This window comes from Ponticoccus litoralis (assembly GCF_039769985.1).
GTDB lineage: Bacteria > Pseudomonadota > Alphaproteobacteria > Rhodobacterales > Rhodobacteraceae > Ponticoccus > Ponticoccus litoralis.
Genome location: NZ_JBDNCH010000002.1, coordinates 2,860,120 through 2,883,093 on the forward strand (window position 1 = coordinate 2,860,120; position 22,974 = coordinate 2,883,093).

Below are 22,974 nucleotides of genomic sequence, written 5' to 3' on the forward strand. Positions count from 1 at the left end.
GGCACGGTCAGCGTCTCGGCGGTGGTCTTCGCCTATGCCTTCCTCGGGCCTTGGCGGCACGGTGCTGGGCCTCGGCTGGCTGGCCCTGCCGCTGGCCTTGCTGGTCGGCGCCTGCATCGGGCTGGTCAACGGGCTGGTGCATGTGAAGCTGAAGATCCCCTCCTTCATGGCCTCGCTGGCCATGGGCTTCGTCGGCACCGGGCTGGCCCTGCTGCTGACCGGCGGCGACCGCGTGCGGGTCGAGGACGAGGTCTTTCGCGGGTTGCTGACCGAACGCCTGCTGGGTTTTCCGCTGATGGTCTACGTCGCGGGCCTGTTCCTGCTGCTGGCGTGGTTCATCCAGTCGCGCACCGCCTTGGGGCGGAACTTCTACGCCGTCGGCGGGGGTGAGGAACTGGCCCATGCCTCTGGCCTGAACGTCAGCCGCGTGCGGGTGCTGGGCTTTACGCTGGCGGGGATGTTCTACGCGGTCGGCGCGCTGCTGGCGGTGGGCCGCATCGGCATCGCCGAGACCGCGACGGGCAACAACTTCATGTTCATGTCGATCACCTCGGTCGTCGTCGGCGGCACGGCCCTCTGGGGCGGCATCGGCGGCGTCTGGAACACGCTGGTGGGCGTGCTGATCGTCAACGTCATCGGCAATGGCATGGTGGTGATCGGGCTGCCCGGCTACGTGCAGGACGGCGTGCTGGGCGCGATGGTCATCGCCGCGGTGGTGCTGAGCACCGACCGCAAGTCCGTCGCCTTCGTGAAATAGGGGAGGGGGTCATGTATCAACTCAGCAAAGTCGACAAGACGTTCCCCGGCGTGCGTGCGCTGAAGGCCGTCGACTTCACCATCGGGCGCGGCGAGATCGTGGGGCTGGTGGGCGAGAACGGCGCCGGCAAGTCCACGCTGATGAAGGTGATCTACGGCGCCTATCAGGCGGACGGCGGCACCATCACCAAGGACGGCAAGGCGGTGCGGTTCCAGAACCCGCGTCAGGCCATGGACCACGGCATCGGCATGGTCTTTCAGGAACAGTCGCTGATCACCAACCTGACGGTGATGGAGAACATCTTCCTCGGTTTCGAGAAGCAATTCGTGCGTTTCGGCGTGATGAACTGGAAGGCCATGGCGGCGGCGGCGCGCGCCCAGCTGGCCAAGGTCAAGCTGAACATCGACCCCGCGACGGTGACGGCCAAGCTGTCCTTCGCGCAGCGGCAACTGGTCGAACTGGCCAAGGTGCTGACCCTGGAAGAACGCGTCGAGGGCGATTTGGTGATCCTGCTGGACGAGCCGACCTCTGTTCTGGCCCGCGAAGAGGTGGAGCTGCTCTTCGGCATCGTGCGCGAGTTGACCACGCGGGCCTCGTTCATCTTCGTCAGCCACCGCATGGACGAGGTGCTGGAGCTTTCCGACCGCGTCTATGTCATGAAGGACGGCGAGGTGGTGGACGTGGTCACGCGCGAGACCGCGCGGATCGAGGCGATCCAGCACAAGATGGTCGGGCGCGACGTCGACAAGGAATACTACCGCGAGCAGAAGCAGAAGCACCATGGCGACGAGGTGCTTGTGCGCTTCGACGGCGTGTCTGTGGCGAACCGCTTCGAGGATATCTCGTTCGACCTGCGGCGTGGTGAGGTGTTGTGCCTTGTCGGTACGGAGGGTTCCGGGCGCGAGGCGATCCTGCGCACGGTCTTCGGGCTGGAAAAGCCCACCGGCGGCTCCGTCACGATCAAGGACAAGCCCGCCACCCGCTTCAGCGCGCAGGACAGCGTCGCGGCGGGGGTGGGCTATGTCCCCCGCGAGCGCAAGGTCGAGGGCATCGTGGCGGGCATGAACGTCTACGAGAACATGACCCTCAGCCAGATGAAGAACTACTCGGGCGGGGGCGTGCTGCGCATCGCCGAGGAAAAGGCGTTGGCCGAGGACTGGGTGAAGCGGCTGAAGATCAAGACGCCGAACATCTACAAGGATTGCGGCGGCCTGTCGGGGGGTAACCAGCAGAAGGTGGTTCTGGCCAAGTGGCGCTCTGCCGGGTCGGACATCATCCTGCTGGATCACCCGACGCGGGGTCTGGATATCGGCGCCAAGGAAGACGTCTACGACATGGTCCGCGACATGAGCGCGGCGGGTGCGGGGATCATCCTTGTCGCTGACACGCTCGAAGAGGCCATCGGCCTGTCCCACACGCTGCTCGTCCTGAAGGACGGCGTGCAACAGCAGGTCTTTCACGGGCGCCCCGGCGACAAGCCGAGCCTCTACGACCTCGTCCACCACATGACCTGAGGGTGACATGAGCATCGAAAGACTGAAACCGCATCTTCCGTGGATCACCCTGCTGACGCTGGTGGTGATCGTGGGCGTGGCGGACGCGAACTTCCTGCGGTCGGTGAACCTGCTGAACATGGTCGCCGATATCATGCCGCTTTTCATCATGGCGCTGGGGCTGACCTTCGCCATCTACATCGGCGGCATCGACCTTTCGGCGCAGTCGCTTGCGAACATGACGACGGTGATCGCCACCGTCGCGCTGCCCTCGCTGGGGATCGGCGCGGCGCTGGTCTGCATCCTTGCCGGGCTGACCTTCGGCGCCGTCTCGGGCTTCATCACGACGAAGCTTTACGTGCCCTCCTTCGTCTCGACGCTGGCGGTGGGCGGCGTGGCCTACAGCTATGCGCAATACCTGTCGGGGCAGCGCGCTCTGTATATGGATGCGACCCTGCGCGACGCCTCTTTCGGCTGGATGGTCGGCAATACGGCGGGCATCCCGCACGAGATCTTCGTGGGCGCGGTGCTGGTGCTGGCCATGCTCTTCCTGCAAGAGCGCACCACCTTCGGGCGCGCGCTGAAAGCCGTCGGGGCGGGCGAGCTGGCCGCCGTCGCCTCGGGCCTCAACGTGACGCGCATCAAGGTCATGGCCTTCGCGCTGTCGGGGATGCTGGCGGCGATCGCGGGTCTTCTGTTCTCGGTCAAGCTGTCGGGCGGCGCGCCGACGCTGGCGAACGGCTTCCTGCTGCCCGCCATCGTGGCGGTGCTGGTCGGCGGCACGCCCCTGACCGGCGGTGTGGGGGGTGTGCTGAACACGCTGATCGGCACGCTGATCGTCGCGGTGATCCGATCCTCGATGCTGTATTTCGAGGTCGACGCCACCATGCAGCAGATGGTCTTCGGCATCATCCTCATCCTTGCCATTGCCCTCACGATAGATCGCAGCAAACTGCGCATCGTCAAATAAAGGGGAGGAGACCATGACCATGATGAAAGCCGCCGTTCTGGTGAAACCGGGCCGTTTCGAGATCGAAGAGCGCCCGATCCCCAAGCCGGGGCGCGGAGAGGTGCTGATCCGCATCACCCGCACCGGAATCTGCGGCACCGACATCCACATCTTCCACGGCCACTACGCCGCCGAAAGCCTGCCGATGATCCCGGGGCACGAGTTCACGGGCCGCATTCAGGCGCTGGGCGAGGGCGTCGAGGGGCTGACCGTGGGCGGCAAGGTGGTGGTGGACACCAATGTCGGTTGCGGGCGCTGCTACTGGTGCCGCCGCAACGAGATCCTGAACTGCCCGGACATGAAACAGATGGGCATCCATGCCGACGGCGGCTTCTGCGAATACATGGTGGTGCCCGCGCGGCTGGTTATCCCGGCGCCGGAGCACATCCCCGACGAAGTTCTCGCCCTGACAGAGCCGCTGGCCTGCGTGGTGCGCGCGGCGCGCAAGGCGCGCGTGCGGTTCGGCCAGTCGGTGCTGGTGATGGGCGCCGGGCCCATCGGCAACCTGCACGTGCAGTTGATGCGCACCATCGGCGCGGCGCCGATCATCGTGACCGACCTCTCGGAGGACCGCGTGCGGATGGCGGTGAAGGGCGGGGCCGACATCGGCGTCTCCGACCCCGCGCAACTGACCGAGGCGGTGATGCAGGCCACCGATGGGCGCGGCACCGACATCGTGATCGAAAGCGTCGGCAACCTCGCGCTCTACAGCCAAGCGCAGCGGCTGATGCGCAAGGGCGGCCACCTTGCCTTCTTCGGCCTGACCGGCCCCGAAGAGGCGCTGCCCATGCCGATCCTCGACACCATCCTGCGCGAGAACTCTGCCAAGGGGTCGGTCGCGGGCATGGGCGAGGATATGCACGACGCGTTGACGTTGCTGGTGCATGGCCGCATCGACACCGCGCCTTTCACCGGCGCGACCTATGCGCTGGAGGACATTCAAAGCGCCTTCGACAGCTTTGCCGACAGGCCGATGGACCTGAAGACCCAGATCGTGATGGGGGCGACATGACGGTCGGGCGCGCATGGCCCGACCGTCCGCGGGGGCGCAGGGCACAGCAGAGAGGCGCCGGTCGCCCGGTCTGACAGGGGCGCAGCGCCCGGACAAAGCCCCGGACCGCGTGGCCCGACCGGGGCGCGGCGGCCTGAGAGAAACGCCAAGGCCCGCGTGGCCGTATGCGGGGGCGACCCCCGCCGCAACGATGAAGGCCCGCATGGCCGGAAGGAGATCCAATGGACCAGATCAGTACCCGCCAGTCGCTGCCCGCAGAGCCGCGCGACTTCGGCTTTTACGTGGACGGGGCCCGGGTTCCGGCGGCAGAGCGCGCGGTCTTCATCCGCCACTCGCCCGCCCATGACGTGCCCGTGACGCGCATCCCGAAATGCACCGAGGGTGACCTCGACATGGCCGTCGACGCCGCGCGCCGCGCCTTCGACGACCGGCGCTGGTCGGGGCTGAGCGGGCAGGCACGCGCCGCCGTGCTGCTGAAGGCCGGTGCGCTGATCCGCGCGCGCGCGGAGGAAATCGCCTATTGGGAGACGCTGGAGAACGGCAAGCCCATCGCGCAGGCGCGCGGCGAGGTGCTGGGCTGCGCCGACATGTACGAATACGCCTCCGGTCTGGCGCGCAGCCTGCACGGCGACAGCTTCAACAACCTCGGCGACGGGATGATGGGGCTGGTGACGCGAGAGCCGGTGGGCGTGGTGGGCATCATCACCCCGTGGAACTTCCCCTTCCTGATCCTCTGCGAACGCGTGCCCTATATCCTCGCCTCGGGCTGCACCATCGTGGTAAAACCGTCAGAGATGACCTCGGCGACCTCGCTGATCCTGGCCCAGATCCTGACCGAGGCGGGCCTGCCGGACGGCTGCATGAACGTGGTGACCGGCTCTGGCTCGACCATCGGGCAGGCCATGGCCGAACATCCGCGCATCGACATGCTGTCCTTCACCGGATCGACCGCCGTGGGCCGCCGCGTGGTCGAGGCGGCGGGCAGGTCGAACTTCAAGAAGCTGGGGCTGGAACTGGGCGGCAAGAACCCGCAGGTGGTCTTTGCCGACGCCGATCTGGAGGACGCGGCGGACGGTGTGGCCTTCGGCATCGCCTTCAACACCGGGCAGTGCTGCGTCTCTGGCTCGCGGCTGATCGTCGAACGCTCGGTGGCGGACCGGTTCGCCGAGATGGTGCGCGACAAGCTGGCCAAGGCGGTGACCGGCGATCCGCTGGACGAGGCTACGCAGATCGGTGCGATCACGACAGAGGCGCAGAACCGCACGATCCTGTCCTACATCGAGAAGGGCAAGGAAGAAGGCGCGCGGCTGATCTGCGGCGGCGGTGCGCTGGACATGGGGCAGGGGCAGTACATCGCGCCGACGATCTTCGGTGACGTGACCGCGGAAATGGTCATCGCGCGGGACGAGATCTTCGGCCCGGTGCTGACGATCCTGCCCTTCGATACGCTGGACGAGGCCATCGCGATTGCCAATGATACCGACTACGGTCTGGCCGCTTCGGTCTGGACCAAGGACATCGACAAGGCGCTGGTGGTGACGCGGCGCGTTCAGGCGGGGCGGTTCTGGGTGAACTGCACGCTTGCGGGCGGGCCGGAACTGCCGCTTGGTGGCTTCAAGCAGTCGGGCTGGGGCCGCGAGGCGGGCAAGTACGGGGTCGAGGAATACACCCAGATCAAGTCCGTCCACATCGAGATCGGCAAGCGCAGGCCCTGGATCGCGTGAGGGCGGTGGGCCGGGCGCTGCGGTGTTGCATCGCGCGAGACCGTCCCGAGCGTCGGCAGCGATGGGGGCGAAACCCCGGCCCTGCGGCTGGCTGAGGCGGCTACAAGGCCCCGGCCCTGCGGGTGGCGCACACAGGCACAAGACCGTGGCCCTGTGGGTGACAGGCAGGGCTTGCAGGCCCGGAGGCCCCTGCCACGGGGCGCGCCCGGGCGATGAAACGAGGTGCGGCAGCGTCGGGTCTCCCGATGCTGTCCGGGGAGAGAGACCCGGCGCGCACAAGCCGCGCATCGGGGGAGGAGGCGAGATGGCTGAGGGTTACGATTACATCATCGTCGGCGGCGGGTCTGCGGGCTGCGTGCTGGCCAACCGGCTGACCGAGGACAGCGCCTGCCGCGTGCTGCTGCTGGAGGCGGGGGGCAAGGACAACCACCCGCTGATCCACATGCCCGTGGGCTTTGCCAAGATGACCACCGGGCCGCTGACATGGGGGCTGACGACGGCCCCGCAGAAGCACGCCAACAACCGCGAGATCCCCTATGCGCAGGCCCGGGTGATCGGCGGCGGCTCGTCGATCAACGCCGAGATCTACACGCGCGGCACGCCCTCGGACTACGACCGCTGGGCCGAGGAGGGCGCCGAGGGCTGGAGCTTCGACGAGATCCGCAAGTATTTCATCCGCTCCGAGGGTAACACCATGCTGGCGGGCGAGTGGCACGGCACCGATGGCGAGCTGGGCGTGTCCAATGTGCCGCAGCCGCAGCCGATGACGCGGGCCTTCGTGCAGGCCTGTCAGGAACGCGGCATCCCCTTCAACCCGGACTTCAACGGCGCCGTGCAGGAGGGTTCCGGCCCCTACCAGACGACGACGAGGAACGGGCGGCGCTGTTCGGCGGCGGTGGGCTATCTGCGTCCCGCCATGAAGCGGGCGAACCTGACGGTGAAGATCGGCGCGCTGGTCAAGCGCATCGTGATCGAGAACGGGCGCGCCACGGGGGTGGAATATTCCACGGGCGGGGCGTCTCAGGTTGCGCGGGCCGAAAGCGAGGTCCTGCTGACCTCGGGCGCCATCGGGTCGCCCAAGACGATGCTGCTGTCGGGTCTCGGGCCTGCGGCGCATTTGCAAGAGATGGGCCTGCCCGTGGTGGTGGACCTGCCGGGCGTGGGCGAGAACCTGCAGGACCACTTCGGCATCGACATCGTGGGCGAGCTGACGGGACATTACAGCCTCGACAAGTACAACAAGCTGCACTGGATGCTCTGGGCGGGCGCGCAGTACATGCTGTTCAACAGCGGGCCGGTGACGTCCAACGTGGTCGAGGGCGGGGCCTTCTGGTACTCGCGCGAGGGGCTGGCAACGCCGGACCTTCAGTTCCACTTCCTTGCGGGCGCAGGCGCCGAGGCGGGCGTGCCGAGCGTGCCCAAGGGGTCGTCGGGCGTCACGCTGAACAGCTACACGGTCCGGCCCAAGTCGCGCGGCACGGTGCGGTTGCGGTCGTCGCGGCCCGAGGATGCGGCGGTGGTCGATCCGAATTTCCTTGCTGAACCCGACGACCTGCGCTGTTCGGTCGAGGGGGTGAAGATCAGCCGCGAGATCTTCGAACAGGCCGCGATGCAGAAGCACTTGCGCGCGATCCGCTTCCCCGGACCGGAGGTGAAGACACAGGCCGATTACGAGGCCTATGCCCGCCAGTACGGGCGCACCTCCTACCACCCGACCTGCACCTGCAAGATGGGCGCCGAAAGCGATCCAATGGCAGTGGTGGATGCACAGCTGCGGGTGCGCGGCGTGGACGGGCTGCGGATCTGCGACAGCTCGGTGATGCCGAGCCTCGTGGGGTCCAACACCAATGCACCGACGATCATGATCGGCGAGAAGGCCGCCGATCTGGTGCGCGGAAACCGCTGAGGGATCCTCCACGTCCTCCCGGCGGTCAGGAGGGGCGGTCCGATGGGCCGCCCTTTTTCTGTTTTTGGTGGGATCATGGGCGGATTGGCACCCTAGGCTCCGACGCCATTGTCCCCGGCCCGCGGCACAAGGTTCGGTGGCTTGGTCGCATCCGTGGCGATCAGTCCTGAAAGGCACTGTGTCTCCGTCCTCCACCCGGCGCGGAAACAAGGCGAAGCCGCCGCGCATCATGCCAGAGGCATGTCTCCGACATGACGCGCCGTCCCGGGGCACGGCGATTTGGCTGATGCTGGCGCGACCTGACTGAGGTCGTACGGACTTGGCGGGGATAAAGTGCCTTCCTGAGCAGGATGGAGCGCCGGACCACGGCCCGACGATGCGCGGCTACATGGTTGTGTCGGTCGGTGACACAGCGAAAGCGGGCGGATCAGCGGCTTGACCGTCGTCCGCCCTGCCGCCCTCAGTCGAAGTCCGGTGCGTAGGGCACGAGGTCGCGCGACACGATCCGGTAGCCGGTCTTGGTCATCTCTTCGATCCGGTCCATGTCGATGGAGGACAGGGTGAAATCCATCACCTCGAAATTCGCGCGGATGTTGGCGGGCTTGGTCGACATCGTGTTGATGCTGACGCCCTTCTGCAGGATCCAGCGCAGCACCACCTGCGCGGCGCTCTTGCCGTAGGCCGCGCCAATCTCGCCGAAGATCGCGTGCTTGAAGACCTCGCCCCGCGCCACCGAACAGTAGGAGGCCAGCGGAATCCCCGTCTCTGTGGCAGCCGCCAGCAGCACGTCCTGGTTCAGCAGCGGATGAAACTCCACCTGATTGGTGACCAGCGGCGCCTCGACGATGCGCTCGGCGTCGCGCATCATCTGCGCGGTGTAGTTGGAAATGCCGATGTGCCTTGCCAGCCCCCGGTCGTGTGCCTTCTGCAACTGTTCCAGCGAAAGGCGGATGTCGCCGCCCGGCGTCGGCCAGTGCAGCAGCAGAACGTCGGCCTGATCGATCTGCAGCGCCTTCAGGCTGGCCTCGACCGAGGGCAGAAAGGCCTCTTCGGTGAAGTTCTCGACGCCGACCTTTGTGGTGATCAGAAGGTCCTCGCGCGCAAGGCCGGTATCCCGCAGCGCCGCGCCCGTTTCGGCCTCGTTGCCGTACATCTGCGCGGTGTCGAAGGCGCGGTAGCCCACCTCTGCGGCGGCCATCACCGCGTCGCGAAGCTCTGGCCCCTTCAGCGGGAATGTCCCGAAACTGCGCTGGTAGGTCTTTTCGAAGTAGATGGTCAAAGCGGCGTCCTCCTCGGATCGCGCGACCGCCCGGGCAATTCTCCCTTGATCGAGTCGCGGCTTTCGTCGTATCACAAATAACCATTTGGTTACAAAAAGGGCAAGGTCGGATGTCGAAGGTGATGACAGCGGAGGAGGCCGTCAGCCATATCGCCAGCGGAGCTGTCGTGGCGGTCAATTCGTCGAGCGGGCTGTGCTGCCCGGATGCGGTGCTGGCGGCGCTGGGGGCGCGGTTCGACCGCGAGGGCGCGCCGCGCGACCTGACCTCGATCCACCCGATCGCGGCGGGGGACTTCTTCGGCACCAAGGGCGTGGACCACATCGCCAAGCCGGGAATGCTCAGCCGGATCATCGGCGGATCCTACCCCTCGGGGCCGACCAAGGCCGAGCCGCCGCTGATCTGGCAGATGATCACCGGCAATCAGGTCAAGGCCTGGAATGTGCCCTCGGGGATCGTCTTCGACATGCTGCGCGAGGGTGCGGCCAAGCGCCCCGGCGTGCTGACCAAGGTGGGGCTGAAGACCTTCGTCGACCCCGACCTTGAAGGCTGCGCCATGAACGAGGCGGCGCGCTCGGAATCCATCGTCGAGCACCGGGCGTTCGACGGCGAGGACTGGCTGTACTTCCGCGCACTGAAGCCCGACGTGGCGATCATCCGGGCCAGCACGGCGGACGAACGCGGCAACCTGACCTTCGAGCAGGAGGGCGCGGTGCTGGGCGCGATGGAGATGGCGCTGGCGGCCCGCAACAGCGGCGGCAAGATCATCGCGCAGGTGCGCCGGATTGCGGCCAATGGCTCCTTGAAGGCGCATGACGTGCGGGTGCCCGGCATCCTCGTCGACATGATCGTCGAGGCGCCCGAACAGTTGCAGACCACCGCGACGCTCTACGATCCCGCCATCTCGGGCGAGCTGGTGCGCCCGCTGGATACCTTCCAGACGCCCGCATTCAACGTCGGCAAGGTCATCGCGCGGCGCGTCGCGCAAGAGCTGCGGCAGGGCTGGGCGGTCAATATCGGCTTCGGCATCTCGGCCAATGTGCCGCGCATCCTTGTCGAAGAAGGGCAGCACGGCGCCGTCACATGGATGATCGAGCAGGGCGCGGTGGGGGGCATCCCGCTTCTGGACTTCAAGTTCGGCTGCGCCGCCAATGCCGAGGCCTTCGTCGCCTCGCCGCACCAGTTCTGCTACTTTCAGGCGGGCGGCTTCGATGCCTCGCTGCTGTCCTTCCTCGAGGTCGGTCGCGACGGCTCGGTCAACGTCTCGCGCCTGTCCGGGACGCCGCACCGGACCGCCGGGGCCGGGGGCTTCGTCGACATCACCGCGCGGGCGCGGAAGATCGTCTTCTCGGGCATGTTCAACGCGGGCGCCAAGATGCGGGTGGACGAGGGTCGGCTGATCATCGACACCGAGGGCAAGATCGCCAAGTTCGTGGAGGCGGTGGACCAGGTGTCCTTCTCGGGCGCGCGGGCGCTGGAGCAGGGGCAGGATGTGACCTATGTGACCGAGCGCTGCGTGATCCGGCTGATCGAGGGGCGCCTGACGGTGACCGAGGTGGCGCCGGGGCTGGACCTGAAGCGCGACGTGCTGGATCAGGCGGCGACGGAGCTGCTGGTCGCCGACGACCTGCGCGAGATGGACGGCGCCTTGTTCCGCCCCGAGCCGCTGGGCCTGGAGGTTGCAGGCATGAGCGGCTTCGACCTCGAGGTCGCGGGCGGTGTCGGCGTGTTGCGCATCGACCGCGAGGACAAGCGCAACGCGCTGGATGCCGGGATGGTCGATGCCCTGGGCGCGTTCTGCCGCCGGATCGAGCGGCGCAGCGACATCGACGTGGTGATCCTGACCGGGAAGGGGCGCAGCTTTTGCGCCGGTGGCGACATCCGCGCGTGGTCGGACGAAAGCGCCACCGCCTTCGGGCGCCACTGGGTGCGCGACGGGCACGAGACCTTCGACCGGCTGGCCCGGCTGCGCCAACCGGTGATCGCGGTTCTGAACGGGCACGCACTGGGCGGCGGGCTGGAGCTGGCCGCCTGCGCCGACTACCGCGTGGCCGAGGCCCATGTGAAGATCGGTCAGCCCGAGGCGGGCCTTGGTATCATCGCGGGCTGGTCCGGCACGCAGCGCGCGGTGCGCCGCTTCGGCGCGCAGGCGGTGCGGCGCATGGCGCTGATGGGCGAGGTCTTCTCGGCGGAAGAGGCGCTTGGTCTGGGCGTGGTCGATGCGGTGGCCGAAACGGGCGAAGGGCTGGCCCGGGGGCGGGCGCTGGCCGCGACGCTGTTGAAGCGCGGGCCGCAGGCGAGCGAACTGACCAAGATGCTGATCAACGCCGCCGAGGGCGAAGAGCGTGAGCGGGTGCTGGAAAGCCTCGCCGGTCGTCTCGCCGCCTCTGGCGCCGAGTTGCGCGAGGGCGTGGCGGCCTTCTTCGACAAGCGGCCCGCCGATTTCCCGAGGGAGGGTTGAATGATCCGGCATCTGGTACACCTGCGGTTTCGCGACGACGTCAGCGCGGTCGAGAAGCAGGCGCTTTATGACCGGCTTGCGGGGCTGGGCGGGCATATCGACGGCATCCTCGACTTCCAGAGTCGTCGGAATGTGTCGGTTGAGACGCCCTTGGTGCGCGGCTTCCTCGACATGTTCTGGCTGGATTTCCGGGATCAAGCGGCGCGGGACGCCTACCTCGTGGACCCCGAGCATCAGGCCATCGGCGCGGATATCGTCGCCTGCCCGGAAGGCGGGGCCGAGGGCGTCTTCGTCTGTGATATCGATGTGTGAGAGGGTGACGGCGCCGCAGTCTCGTTGCACTGCCGCAACTTACTCGCGGTCAAGCCCTGACGTTGTCGGAAAGGCGACCTTCCTGACGCCCACCCGGCGCGGAATCAAGGCCGTAGGCCGCCGCGCATCGCCGGGCCGTCCGGGGGCCCGGCGATTTGGTTTATGATGGCGCGACCTGATTCAGGTCGTACGGACTTTGCCAGGATAAATTGCCTTCCTGGCCCTTCAGGGTCGCCGGACCACGGCCCAGCGATGCGCGGCTTGGTGACCTTGGAGTATTAGGTTCAAGAGGGGCAGCATTCCGGGCTGCTGGTGTCCTTGGAAGAGAGTGGAACGGTATTCCTCGACCGCCCTCATACATAGACCATCAGCGCGTTCGTCCCCCTCTGCACCGTCTCGCCCCTCTGGTTGGTCACGTCAAAGCGCAGCGTCGCCACGCCGCGCTTGCCGTCCGAGGTTGCCCGCAAGGCCTCGACCGTGATCATCACGCCGATGGTGTCGCCCGCCAGCACCGGGCCGGTGAACTCCCAGTCCCAGCCCAGCGAGGCCATGGCCTCGAACTGCGCGCCGGCCTGGTTCTTCAGCCCGTCCACCATCGACAGCACCAGCAGGCCATGCGCCACCCGGGCGGCAAAGCCGTGGCGCTGCGCCGCCTTCTTGTCCATGTGGATCTCGAAGCGGTCGCCGGTCATCTCGGCAAAGGCGTCGATCAGCGCGGTCGAGACATGGCGGCGACCGGTCTCGATCCGGTCGCCCACCTGCAAGGCGGCCAGACCGTAGCGGCCCGGCCCAAGCATGCGCCCGCTCATGGCGTCGGTGCGTCTTCGCGCAAAAGCCCCTTGGCCTTCAGGTCGGCCCAGAACGCTGCCGGGATCGGGTGGCTGAACCACGCGAGGTTCTTCTGCAACCGCTCGACCGTGCGGGTGCCCGCGATGAAGCTGGGGATCGCCGGGTGGGCCAGCACGAATTGCAGCGCGGCGGCGGGCAGGGGCACGTTGTGCTCGGCGCAGACGGCCTCGATCTTGCGCACCCGCTCCATGATCCCGGCGGGGGCGGGGGCGTAGTTGTACTTGGCGCCCTCGACCGCGCCGGTGGCGAGGATGCCCGAGTTGAAGCCGCCGCCCACGACCACCGCCGCGCCGCGTTCCTCGCAGAGCGGCAGGAAGGTATCGAGGCTGTCCTGTTCCAGCAGGGTGTAACGCCCGGCCAGCAGGAAGCAGTCGAAGTCGCGCTGTTCGAGGGCGGTCTGGCAGACCTCCCACTCGTTCACGCCGACGCCGATCGCCTTGACCACACCCTGATCGCGCAGGTCCGACAGGGCCTTCCACGCGCCGTCCATGGCCTGCCGGAAGACCTCGGGCTGCTCTGCGCCGCGGGTGAAGACGTCGATGTCATGGATGAAGACGATGTCCATATGTTCGAGGTTCAGGCGCTGCAGGCTGTCCTCGAAGCTGCGCATCGTGCCGTCGTAGCTGTAGTCGAAGTTCAGCGTGAAGCGGCCCGCGTTGGTCCAGGGCGCATAATCGATGTCCTGCTTGCGCGCGGGCTTCAGCACCCGCCCGACCTTCGACGACAGCACGAAATCGTCGCGGTTCTTCCAGCGCAGCGAGTGGCCGGTGCGCAGTTCCGCCAGCCCGTGGCCGTACATCGGCGCGGTGTCGTAGTAGCGCACGCCTGCATCCCAGGCGCTCTGGATCATCCCGTCAGAGGTCTCTTCGTCGATCTCGCGAAAGATGTTGCCGATGGGCGCGGTGCCGAATCCGAAGGCCGTGACCTCCAGGTCCGTGCGCCCGAATTTCACCTTGGCATCCGGTTTCATGATATCCTCCCCATAAGTAACCGTGTAGTTATTAACGCATGGTTTCGCGCCCGGTTCAAGCGCAACAGCATCTTGACCGACCGGGGAATCGCCACTATCAAGTAACCACTTGGTTACTGGGAGGGTCCGGGGATGTATCTGTCCGAAACGCATGTGCAGGTGCGCGACATGGCGCGCCAGTTCGCAAACGAAGTGGTGCGCCCGCTGGCCGAGGAACTGGACCGCGAAGAGCGTTTCCCGGCAGAGGTCTACGACCAGATGGGTGCGCTTGGCCTCTTCGGCATCGGCGTTCCCGAAGAGATGGGCGGCCCCGGCTTCGATACCGTGACCTATGCGCTGGTGATGGAGGAACTGTCGCGCGGCTATGCCTCTGTCGCCGACCAATGCGGGCTAGTCGAACTGCTCTCGACGCTGCTGGTGACCTACGGCAGTGACGCGCAGCGGGCAGAGTGGCTGCCGGGTCTGCTGTCGGGCAAGCTGAAGGGCGCCTACTGCCTGACAGAGGCGGAGGCGGGCACCGACGTCTCGGGCATCCGCACCTCGGCGGTGCGGGATGGCGAGGGCTGGGTGCTGAACGGCGGCAAGATCTGGATCCACAATGCGCCGGTGGCGGATGTGGGCTTTGTCCTTGCCCGTACCGATCCCGAGGCGGGCCATCGCGGCATGTCGATCTTCATCGTCGATTTCCACAGGGATGGCGTCTCGCGCGGGCCGAAGGAGCACAAGATGGGCCAGCGCGCCAGTCAGGTGGGGGCGCTGAACTTCGACGACGTGCGCCTGCCGGCCGAGACCCTGCTGGGGGTCGAGGGGCGCGGTTTCCACATGATGATGAGCGCGCTCGACAAGGGCCGCGTGGGCATCGCCGCGCTGGCCGTGGGGATCGCGCAGGCGGGGCTGGAGGCGGCGGTGGACTACGCCCAGCAACGCAAGCAGTTCAAGAAGCCGATCTCCGAGTTTCAGGGCGTGCAATGGCTGCTGGCCGACATCGCCAAGGACGTCGAGGCGGCCCGCCTGCTGGTGCACAACGCCGCGTGGAAGATCGACAGCGGCGCGGATGCCACGCGCTATTGTTCCATGGCGAAATGCTTTGCCGGGGACATGGCCGTGGCGCGCACGGCGGATGCGGTGCAGGTCTTCGGCGGCTCTGGCTATATTCGCGGGTTCGAGGTCGAACGGCTGTATCGCGACGCCAAGATCTGCCAGATTTACGAGGGGACGAACCAGATCCAGCGCATGATCATCGCCCGCGAACTGCTGTCGAAAGGAGCCGCCGCATGAGCTGTCATGGATTGACCGACGCCGGGCAGGGCCACCCCCGCCGCGGCCTGTCCCGCCGCGAAGGGTCGCGTGTCTTGCGTGCGGGTGAACGCCCCGTCACAGCCAAAGAAGGAGCCGGGGCATGAGCCGCAATGTCGCCCTCGTCACCGGGTCGAGCCGGGGCATCGGTCTCGCCACCGCTGTGGAACTGGCCCGCGAGGGCTTTGCCGTGGCGCTGAACGGGCCTGCGGATGACGACGAGCTGCGCGCCGCGGTCGAGCGGGTGCGGGTCGAGGGGGTGGAGGCCGTTGCCGTGCCCTTCGACGTCTCGGATCTCTCGGCCCATGCGCCCGCTCTGGCGCGCGTGGAAGAGGCGCTCGGCCCGCTGACCACGCTGGTCAACAACGCGGGCGTCGGCGTGCTGGACCGGGGCGACCCGCTGGACGTCTCCGAGGCCAGCTATGACCGCTGCCTCGCGGTGAACACCAAGGCGCAGTTCTTCCTGACGCAGGCTTTTGCGCGGCTGCTGCTGGGTAGGGCGCGCGCCGATCTGTTCCACAGCGTGGTCAACGTGACCTCTTCGAACGCGCTGGCCGTGGCGGAGCCGCGCGCGGAATACTGCGTGTCCAAGGCCGCCGCCGCCATGTCGTCCAAGGCCTGGGCGGTGCGGCTGGGGCGCGAGGATATCGCCGTCTACGACGTGCAGCCGGGCCTGATCGCCACCGAGATGACGGCGCCCGTCATCGCGCAATACGAAGAGCGCGCGAAGGCGGGCCTGACCCTGCTGCCGCGCGTGGGCCAGCCCGAAGAGGTGGGGCGGATCATCGCCTCTCTGGCCTCTGGAAAGCTGCCCTACACCACCGGCCAGGCGATCTCGGCGGATGCCGGGATGCTGGTGCCCCGTTTCTGAGGAGCCGAGACCATGAAGATCGCCCTGCCGGACGAGACCGGCGCCCTCACCGACTACACCCTGACCGGCACCCCGGTGCCCGAGGCGAAGCTGCCCGCCAACCCGGCCCGCGTGGTCTATAGCGCCGCGCATGTGGTGGCCGATCCCTTCACCGCCAACGACCCTTCGGGCGTGGCGACGGTGGATTGGGCGGCGACCATGCGCTTCCGACACCACCTGCACGGCATGGGTCTTGGCATCGCCGAGGCCATGGACACCGCGCAGCGCGGCATGGGTCTCGACTGGGGCGGCGCGCTGGAGCTGATCCGCCGCACCCGCGCCGAACTGCCGGATGCGCTGGTCGCCAATGGCTGCGGGACGGATCACCTCGACCTCGCCAAGGTCGACGGGCTGGAGGACGTGAAGCGCGCCTATCTCGAACAGCTGCACGCGATCCAGTCTCTGGACGCCCGGGTGATCCTGATGGCCAGCCGCGCGCTGGCGAAGGTGGCGAAGGGGCCGGACGACTACGTGAAGGTCTACGCCGATATCCTTTCGGACTGCGATCACCCGGTGATCCTGCACTGGCTGGGCGACATGTTCGATCCGCAGCTTGCAGGCTACTGGGGCGCCGAGACCTTCGAGCAGGCGCTGGAAACGGTGGTGCAGATCATCGAACAGAACGCCGCGAAGGTGGACGGCATCAAGATCTCGCTGCTGGACAAGCACAAGGAAATCGCCCTGCGCCGCCGCCTGCCCGAGGGCGTGCGCATGTATACCGGCGACGACTTCAACTATCCCGAACTGATCGAGGGCGACGAACAGGGGTTCTCGCACGCGCTTCTGGGCATCTTCGACCCGCTGGGGCCGGCGGCGGCCCATGCGGTCGATCTGCTGGGGCAGGGCGATGCACAGGGCTTCCGCGCGGTTCTGGACCCGACCGTGCCGCTGGCCCGGCTGATCTTCCGCGCGCCGACGCAATACTACAAGACCGGCGTGGTCTTCCTTGCGTGGCTGAACGGCTTTCAGGGCCATTTCGTCATGCTGAACGGCGCGCAGGCCATGCGGCCCTTGCCGTATTTCGTTGACGTCTTCCGGCATGCCGACGCCTGCGGGCTGTTGCGTGACCCTGACATGGCGGTCCAGCGGATGAAGCGGCTGCTGGCGGTTTACGGCTGCTGATGCGGGACTTTGCCCGCGATACCTCGGCGCTTGCGCTGAACACGGCGACTCTGGGCCACAACCTCGACGGCCATGGCATGGGCTGGCCGGTCGAACGCGTGATTGACGCCTGCGCCGAGCGGGGCTTTGGCGGGATCGTCTTCTGGCGGCGCGAGATCGGGGCGCGTGCGCAAGAGATCGGCGATCGGGTGCGCGCGGCGGGCATGCGCGTCGATGGCCTGTGCCGGACGCCCTACCTGACCGGGCGCGAGGCCGGGACGGAGGCCGAGGTGCGCGCCAGCATCGACATGGCGGCGGGCCTTGGCGCGCCGGTGCTGACCATCGTGACCGGCGGGACGGAGCCCGGCACGCTGGGGCTGGAGCCCAGCCTCGACCGGCTGGCAGAGCGCGTGGCGGCCCATGCCGACTATGCGGCGGGGCAGGGGGTGGCGCTGGCGCTGGAGCCGCTGAACCCGATGTTCGGCGGCAACCGCACGGTGCTGTTCACGCTGCGCGATGCGCTGGAGGTCTGCGACCGGATCGGCGCGCCGAACCTTGGCGTGGCGGTGGACGTCTACCACGTCTGGTGGGATCGCACCCTTGCCGCGACCCTGCGCGAGGCGCGGGGCCGGGTGCTGGGCTACCACCTTTGCGACTGGCTGGAGGACACGGCGCACATGCTGCTGGACCGGGGCATGATGGGCGACGGGGTGGCTGACCTGAAGGCGCTGCGGGCCGCCGTCGAGGGCGCGGGCTACACCGGCCCCTGCGAGGTCGAGGTCTTCTCGAAGCACTGGTGGCAGCGCGATCCCGCTGAGGTGCTGGACGTGATCGTCGAGCGGTTCAGGACGGTCTGCTGAGATGGGGCGGGCGTTCCCGTCCCGGCCCCGGCGCCCCCGATGGCGCCTTCCGCAGTGCCTGCGTTGCTTGCCCCTCTGGGTGGCGCTGATGACGGGCCGCGCGCCGTAGGCGGAGGGGTCGAGGGCAGAGGTTTGTCGGCGGAAGGCGGCGGGAGGGGGTCGTGTGCGGGCGATGGCCCCTGAGCCGGTAGCGGCCTGTGTGGCGGCGGCCTGTGTGTCGGAGGTGGCGTGTATGCAGGCCGAGGCGCGTGTGGTGAGGGCAGCGCGCACTCAGGCCGCGGCCCGTGCGCCGGACAAACCTGCGCCGCGCCCCGTTCAGTCCTGCGGGGTGAGCTGTCTTTCCGGTGCGATCAGGCCCGGCTGGATCAGGTGATGAAGCGCGTCCGGCGCTTCGCCCCGCAGGCGGCGCAGCATCATCTCTCCCAGCCGCCGTGCGGTCTCGGTCAGATCCTCGACGATGGTGTCGACGCGCGGGCGCATCAGTTCGAAGATCGGCGAGGCCTGCTTGACCACGATATCCACGTCGCGCCCCGGCACCTGTCCCGCGTCCTGCACGGTGAGACAGGGTGGCAATGCCCATCACCTCGCCGACGCAGATATGCCCGTCCGGCGGGGTCGGCCCGCGCTGAATCTCCAGCAGGCTGGCGGCCAGCTTGCCCGGGGGCGTTTCCAGCGTCAGATCCCCGGCGATGACGTGATCGACCCCGGCCTCGCGCACCGCTGACAGAAAGCCGTAACGCAGGTGCTGGGCAAAGGTGAACTGCTTCTCGGGCAGGACGATCATCAGCCGCCTGCGCCCCTTGGCGACCAGCCGCTGCACCGCCTGCCGGGCAAAGCTCTCGTTGTCGAAATCCACGTAAGGATGCGGCGCGGTGAACTCTGTCCGGCCATGGCTGACGAAGGGAAAGCCGCGCTCCAGCAGCAGGCGGACGCGCGGGTCGAAACATTCGGTCCGCGACAGGATGATGCCGTCGGCAAGGCGGTTGCGCAGGATGTTCTCGATCACCGCGATCCGGTCGTCTGCGATGAAATCGGGCATCAGCGTGACCGAATAGCCGGTGCCGCGCAGGGCCTCGACGATGCCGGTCTGGATCTGGCTGAGAAAGCCTAGGAATTCGTGGTCGGGGTTGATCAGCAGCGTGATGACCTTGGTCCGCCCGGTGCGCAGGCGCTGCGCCGCGCGGTCCGGGACATAGCCCAGGCGGCGCGCGGCCTCGGCCACCTTCTGGCGCGTGGCGGGCGCGATCTTGGGGTCGCCGGACAGCGCCCGCGACACGGTCGTGACGGCGAAACCGGTGGCATCCGCCACGGTCCGCAAGGTCGGTTTCCCGCGCTGTTTCCCGATCTCTTCCATGCCCCGGCCTCCGGTCCGGTCGGTCTGTTTCGTGCCGCGCATTTGAAACGTTGCAAATCCCTTTCGTCAAGCGGGGTTTCATGCTGCGCGGCAGCAAACGCTTGCGCCCTGGGGGGCTACAAACATGTTGACAGGTCTCGGATTTGTATCGTTACAATTCCCGCCAGACGGTGCGGATTAAAACCGTCACAGGGAGGAATGACATGACCATGATGAAGACACTGAAGATGTCCGTGGCGGCCCTTGCGCTGACCGCGACCCATGCCGTGGCCGAGGACGTGGAGGTCCTGCACTGGTGGACCTCGGGCGGCGAGGCGGCGGCGCTGAACGTGCTGAAGGAGGACCTGCAGGGGCAGGGCATCGGCTGGAACGACATGCCCGTGGCGGGCGGCGGCGGCGAGGCCGCGATGACCACGCTGCGCGCCCGCGTCACCGCCGGCAACGCGCCGACCGCGGTGCAGATGCTGGGCTTCGACATCAAGGACTGGGCCGCCGAGGGCGCGCTTGGCAACCTCGACACGGTCGCCGCCGAGGGCAGCTGGGACGAGGTCGTGCCGGACGCGCTGCAGAACTTCTCGAAGGATGCGGATGGCCACTGGATCGCGGCGCCGGTGAACGTGCATTCGACCAACTGGGTCTGGATCAGCAAGTCGGCGCTGGACGCCACCGGCATGGATGCGCCCGAGAGCTGGGAAGACCTCATCGCCGTCCTCGACAAGATGAAGGAGAACGGCATCACCCCGCTGGCCCACGGCGGTCAGGCCTGGCAGGACGCGACGATCTTCGACGCGGTGGTCCTGAGCCTTGGCGACGATTTCTACAAGGCCTCGATGATCGACCTCGACCCCGTGGCGCTTGGCGGCGAGCAGATGGTCGAAGCCTTCCAGCGCATGGAAACCCTGCGCGGCTACGTCGACGACAACTTCTCGGGCCGCGACTGGAACCTTGCCTCTGCCATGGTCATCGACGGCAGCGCCGGCATGCAGATGATGGGCGACTGGGCCAAGGGTGAATTCCTGCGCGCCGATCAGGTGCCGGGCGAGGACTTCGTCTGCATCCGCTTCCCCGGAACGCAGGGCGCGGTGACCTTCAACTCGGACCAGTTCGCGATGTTCAAGGTCGACGAAGGGCAGGAGGCGCAGCTGGCCATGGCGGCATCTGTGATGGACCCGGCCTTCCAGTCGGCCTTCAACGTGGTCAAGGGCTCGGTGCCCGCGCGCACCGACGTGCCGAACGACGCCTTCGACGATTGCGGCAAGAAGGGCATGGCCGATCTGGCCGACGCCAACTCTGCCGGTCGCCTCTTCGGGTCCATGGCGCATGGCCACTCGGTCCCCGCGGGCGTGAAGAACGCGATGTACGACGTCATCACGGCGCATTTCAACGGCGAGTTCAGCGCCGAGGAAGCCGCCGAGGAAATGGTCAACGCGGTCGAAGCCGCGATGTGATCCGGCAGGCGGGGCGCCAGGGCGCGTCCCGCCACCCCTTTACCGCCGACGCCTTGACCGCCGGTCCGCAGAGTTTGCGGAGGATACCCCATGGCCACCGATACCCCGGACTTCCGCACCCGTTTGCAGGACTGGATTCCGAAGCTGGTGCTCTCGCCCTCGCTGGCGATGGTGCTGGTCTTCGTCTACGGCTTCATCGCCTTCACGGTCTACCTGTCCTTCACCGACAGCCGCATGCTGCCCAGCTACGACTGGGTCGGCTTCGAGAACTACGCCAAGCTCTGGGGCCTCAGGCACTGGCACACGGCCATTGTGAACCTTGGCATCTTTGCCTTCCTCTATATCTCGATCTGCACGGTGATCGGGCTTGGCCTTGCGATCTTCCTTGACCAGAAGATCCGGGGCGAAGGCATCCTGCGCCCGATCTACCTCTATCCCATGGCGCTGAGCTTCATCGTGACCGGCACCGCGTGGAAATGGTTCCTCGACCCCGGCATCGGGCTGGAACACACCATGCACCTCTGGGGCTGGGAAAGCTTCGAATTCGGCTGGATCAAGGATCGCGACATGGCGATCTACACGGTGGTGATCGCGGCGGTCTGGCAGACCAGCGGCTTCGTCATGGCGATGTTCCTCGCGGGACTGCGCGGCATCGACAACGAGATCCTGAAGGCCGCGCAGATCGACGGCGCCTCGAACTGGAACCTCTACCGGCGCATCGTGATCCCGCTTCTGCGGCCCGCGTTCCTCTCGGCCTTCGTGATCCTCGCCCACCTCGCGGTGAAGTCCTACGACCTGGTGATCGCGCTGACCGGGGGCGGGCCGGGGCGGGCGACCGAACTGCCCGCGACCTTCATGTATTCCTATACCTTCACCCGGAACTCGATGGGGATAGGCGCGGCCTCTGCGGTGATCATGCTGATGACCATCGCGGCGATCATGATGCCCTACCTCTACGCCGAACTGAAGGAGAAGACGTGATGGCCGTCGCTGAACAGGACACCGCCGTCCGCACCGGGCGCATCACGCGGACCTTCATCTACCTGCTGCTGCTGCTCTTCGCGCTGTTCTACCTGCTGCCCTTCTTCGTGATGCTGTCGAACTCGCTGAAGCCTTTGGACGAGATCACCGGCGGCAACATGATGGCGCTGCCACGGGAATGGACCATCGAGCCCTGGCTGGCCGCCTGGTCCACCGCGCAGATCGGGGTGGAGCCGACGGGGTTGAAGCCCTACTTCCTGAACTCGATCCTGATGGTGGTGCCCGCCGTCGCGATCTCGACCATCCTCGGCGCGCTGAACGGCTACGTGCTGACCAAGTGGCGTTTCAGGGGCGACACCCTGCTGTTCGGGCTGATGCTCTTTGCCTGCTTCATCCCTTTCCAGATCGTGCTGATCCCGATGGCGCGGATGCTGGGGCTGATGGGGCTGGCAGGATCGACGCCCGGGCTGGTGCTGGTGCATGTGGTCTACGGCATCGGCTTCACCACGCTTTACTTCCGCAACTACTACGCCGCCTTTCCGACCGAGCTGGTGCGCGCGGCGATGATCGACGGGGCGGGCTTCTTCCGGATCTTCTGGCGCATCCTGCTGCCGGTCTCGGGGCCCATCGCCGTGGTCTCGGTCATCTGGCAGTTCACCAATATCTGGAACGATTTCCTCTTCGGCGCCTCCTTCGCGGATCTCGACTCGATGCCGATGACCGTGGCGCTGAACAACCTCGTGAATTCCTCCACCGGGGTGAAGGAATACAACGTCCACTTTGCCGGCGCGATCTTGGCCGCCCTGCCGACGCTGCTCGTCTACATCGTGGCGGGGCGGTATTTCGTGCGCGGCTTGATGGCCGGATCGGTCAAGGGATGAGGCGCGGTCTCTCGCAGAGAGATCGGAGCCTCCGGGGAGGGTCCGAAGCGCCGAACGCCCCGCGCCCTGCGCGAGGGCACGCGGTCTCTCGCAGAGAGATCGGAGCCTCCGGGGAGGGTCCGAAGCGGCGAACGCCCCGCGCCCGGCGCGGGGCCGGGGGTGGAGGCAGATCCATTCGGTCGGGACGTCAAGCTCCATTGGGCGCGATCCCGAAGCGGCGAACGCCCCGCGCCCGGCGCGGGGCCGGGGGTGGAGGCAGATCCATTCGGTCGGGACGTCAAGCTCCATTGGGCGCGATCCCGAAGCACCGAACGCCCCGCGCCCTGCGCGACGCCGCTTGCGGCACCCGCAAAATTCATCGAAGAATTTTGCC

General features: G+C 67.2%; 19 protein-coding genes. 15 read left to right on the top strand and 4 right to left on the bottom strand.

The window, feature by feature from the left end:
* Positions 1-34: 34 nt before the first annotated feature.
* The 6 genes from ABFB10_RS15310 to ABFB10_RS15335 all read left to right on the top strand — a co-directional run bounded on the left by ABFB10_RS15310 (position 35) and on the right by ABFB10_RS15335 (position 7,901).
* Positions 35-757, top strand: a complete 723-nt coding sequence (locus ABFB10_RS15310; RefSeq protein WP_347167159.1) for an ABC transporter permease — start codon at positions 35-37, stop codon at positions 755-757.
* An 11-nt stretch (positions 758-768) separates the two neighbouring features.
* Positions 769-2,271 (top strand): sugar ABC transporter ATP-binding protein, encoded by a 1,503-nt coding sequence (locus tag ABFB10_RS15315; RefSeq protein WP_347167160.1) that lies wholly within the window; start codon positions 769-771, stop codon positions 2,269-2,271.
* Positions 2,272-2,278: 7 nt separating this feature from the next.
* On the top strand, positions 2,279-3,220 hold the full coding sequence (locus ABFB10_RS15320; RefSeq protein ID WP_347167161.1) for an ABC transporter permease: 942 nt from the start codon (positions 2,279-2,281) through the stop codon (positions 3,218-3,220).
* Positions 3,221-3,233: 13 nt separating this feature from the next.
* Entirely contained in the window at positions 3,234-4,271 is a 1,038-nt protein-coding gene (locus tag ABFB10_RS15325; RefSeq protein WP_347167162.1) for a zinc-dependent alcohol dehydrogenase, read from the top strand.
* Between the two features lie 221 nt (positions 4,272-4,492).
* Positions 4,493-5,995: an aldehyde dehydrogenase family protein gene (locus ABFB10_RS15330; protein WP_347167163.1), complete on the top strand. Its 1,503-nt coding sequence runs from the start codon at positions 4,493-4,495 to the stop codon at positions 5,993-5,995.
* Between the two features lie 304 nt (positions 5,996-6,299).
* A complete protein-coding gene (locus tag ABFB10_RS15335; protein WP_347167164.1) occupies positions 6,300-7,901 on the top strand; it encodes a GMC family oxidoreductase in 1,602 nt (533 codons plus the stop codon).
* 460 nt (positions 7,902-8,361) lie between these two features.
* Here ABFB10_RS15335 and ABFB10_RS15340 read toward each other — a convergent pair whose 3' ends face one another.
* The gene (locus ABFB10_RS15340; protein WP_347167165.1) at positions 8,362-9,180 is read right to left on the bottom strand and encodes an aldo/keto reductase; all 819 of its coding nucleotides are present in this window, start codon (positions 9,178-9,180) and stop codon (positions 8,362-8,364) included.
* Between the two features lie 122 nt (positions 9,181-9,302).
* Between ABFB10_RS15340 and ABFB10_RS15345 the strand changes: the two genes are divergently transcribed.
* Together ABFB10_RS15345 and ABFB10_RS15350 are read left to right on the top strand one after the other, a co-directional pair.
* Positions 9,303-11,639, top strand: a complete 2,337-nt coding sequence (locus ABFB10_RS15345; protein WP_347167166.1) for an enoyl-CoA hydratase-related protein — start codon at positions 9,303-9,305, stop codon at positions 11,637-11,639.
* Entirely contained in the window at positions 11,640-11,951 is a 312-nt protein-coding gene (locus ABFB10_RS15350; RefSeq protein ID WP_347167167.1) for a Dabb family protein, read from the top strand.
* 353 nt (positions 11,952-12,304) lie between these two features.
* On the opposite strand, the gene ABFB10_RS15355 is transcribed toward ABFB10_RS15350, so the two are convergent.
* Together ABFB10_RS15355 and ABFB10_RS15360 are read right to left on the bottom strand one after the other, a co-directional pair.
* Positions 12,305-12,748, bottom strand: coding sequence for a MaoC family dehydratase (locus ABFB10_RS15355; protein WP_347167168.1), 444 nt, complete (start codon positions 12,746-12,748; stop codon positions 12,305-12,307).
* 8 nt (positions 12,749-12,756) lie between these two features.
* Positions 12,757-13,770: an aldo/keto reductase gene (locus ABFB10_RS15360; RefSeq protein WP_347167169.1), complete on the bottom strand. Its 1,014-nt coding sequence runs from the start codon at positions 13,768-13,770 to the stop codon at positions 12,757-12,759.
* A 132-nt stretch (positions 13,771-13,902) separates the two neighbouring features.
* Here ABFB10_RS15360 and ABFB10_RS15365 point away from each other — a divergent pair, with 132 nt between their 5' ends.
* The 4 genes from ABFB10_RS15365 (at position 13,903) to ABFB10_RS15380 (ending at position 17,937) form a co-directional block, all read left to right on the top strand.
* The gene (locus ABFB10_RS15365; RefSeq protein WP_347167170.1) at positions 13,903-15,048 is read left to right on the top strand and encodes an acyl-CoA dehydrogenase family protein; all 1,146 of its coding nucleotides are present in this window, start codon (positions 13,903-13,905) and stop codon (positions 15,046-15,048) included.
* A 121-nt stretch (positions 15,049-15,169) separates the two neighbouring features.
* The gene (locus tag ABFB10_RS15370; protein WP_347167171.1) at positions 15,170-15,937 is read left to right on the top strand and encodes a 3-ketoacyl-ACP reductase; all 768 of its coding nucleotides are present in this window, start codon (positions 15,170-15,172) and stop codon (positions 15,935-15,937) included.
* A gap of 12 nt (positions 15,938-15,949) precedes the next feature.
* Positions 15,950-17,098 carry a dihydrodipicolinate synthase family protein gene (locus tag ABFB10_RS15375; protein WP_347167172.1) on the top strand — a complete coding sequence of 383 codons (1,149 nt, stop codon included), beginning with the start codon at positions 15,950-15,952 and terminating at the stop codon, positions 17,096-17,098.
* The gene (locus tag ABFB10_RS15380; RefSeq protein ID WP_347167173.1) at positions 17,098-17,937 is read left to right on the top strand and encodes a sugar phosphate isomerase/epimerase family protein; all 840 of its coding nucleotides are present in this window, start codon (positions 17,098-17,100) and stop codon (positions 17,935-17,937) included. The genes ABFB10_RS15375 and ABFB10_RS15380 overlap by 1 nt, the downstream gene beginning before the upstream one ends.
* On the opposite strand, the gene ABFB10_RS15385 is transcribed toward ABFB10_RS15380, so the two are convergent.
* Positions 17,921-19,291, bottom strand: coding sequence for a LacI family DNA-binding transcriptional regulator (locus ABFB10_RS15385; RefSeq protein ID WP_347167174.1), 1,371 nt, complete (start codon positions 19,289-19,291; stop codon positions 17,921-17,923). The genes ABFB10_RS15380 and ABFB10_RS15385 overlap by 17 nt on opposite strands.
* Positions 19,292-19,494: 203 nt before the next feature.
* On the opposite strand from ABFB10_RS15385, the gene ABFB10_RS15390 reads away from it, so the two are divergent.
* From ABFB10_RS15390 to ABFB10_RS15400, 3 genes are all read left to right on the top strand, one after another.
* The gene (locus tag ABFB10_RS15390) at positions 19,495-20,739 is read left to right on the top strand and encodes an ABC transporter substrate-binding protein (RefSeq protein WP_430523022.1); all 1,245 of its coding nucleotides are present in this window, start codon (positions 19,495-19,497) and stop codon (positions 20,737-20,739) included.
* 90 nt (positions 20,740-20,829) lie between these two features.
* Complete coding sequence (locus ABFB10_RS15395) at positions 20,830-21,720, top strand: carbohydrate ABC transporter permease (RefSeq protein ID WP_347167175.1); 891 nt, start codon at positions 20,830-20,832, stop codon at positions 21,718-21,720.
* Positions 21,720-22,601: a carbohydrate ABC transporter permease gene (locus ABFB10_RS15400; RefSeq protein ID WP_347167176.1), complete on the top strand. Its 882-nt coding sequence runs from the start codon at positions 21,720-21,722 to the stop codon at positions 22,599-22,601. Before ABFB10_RS15395 ends, ABFB10_RS15400 begins: the two co-directional genes overlap by 1 nt.
* Positions 22,602-22,974 lie beyond the last annotated feature (373 nt).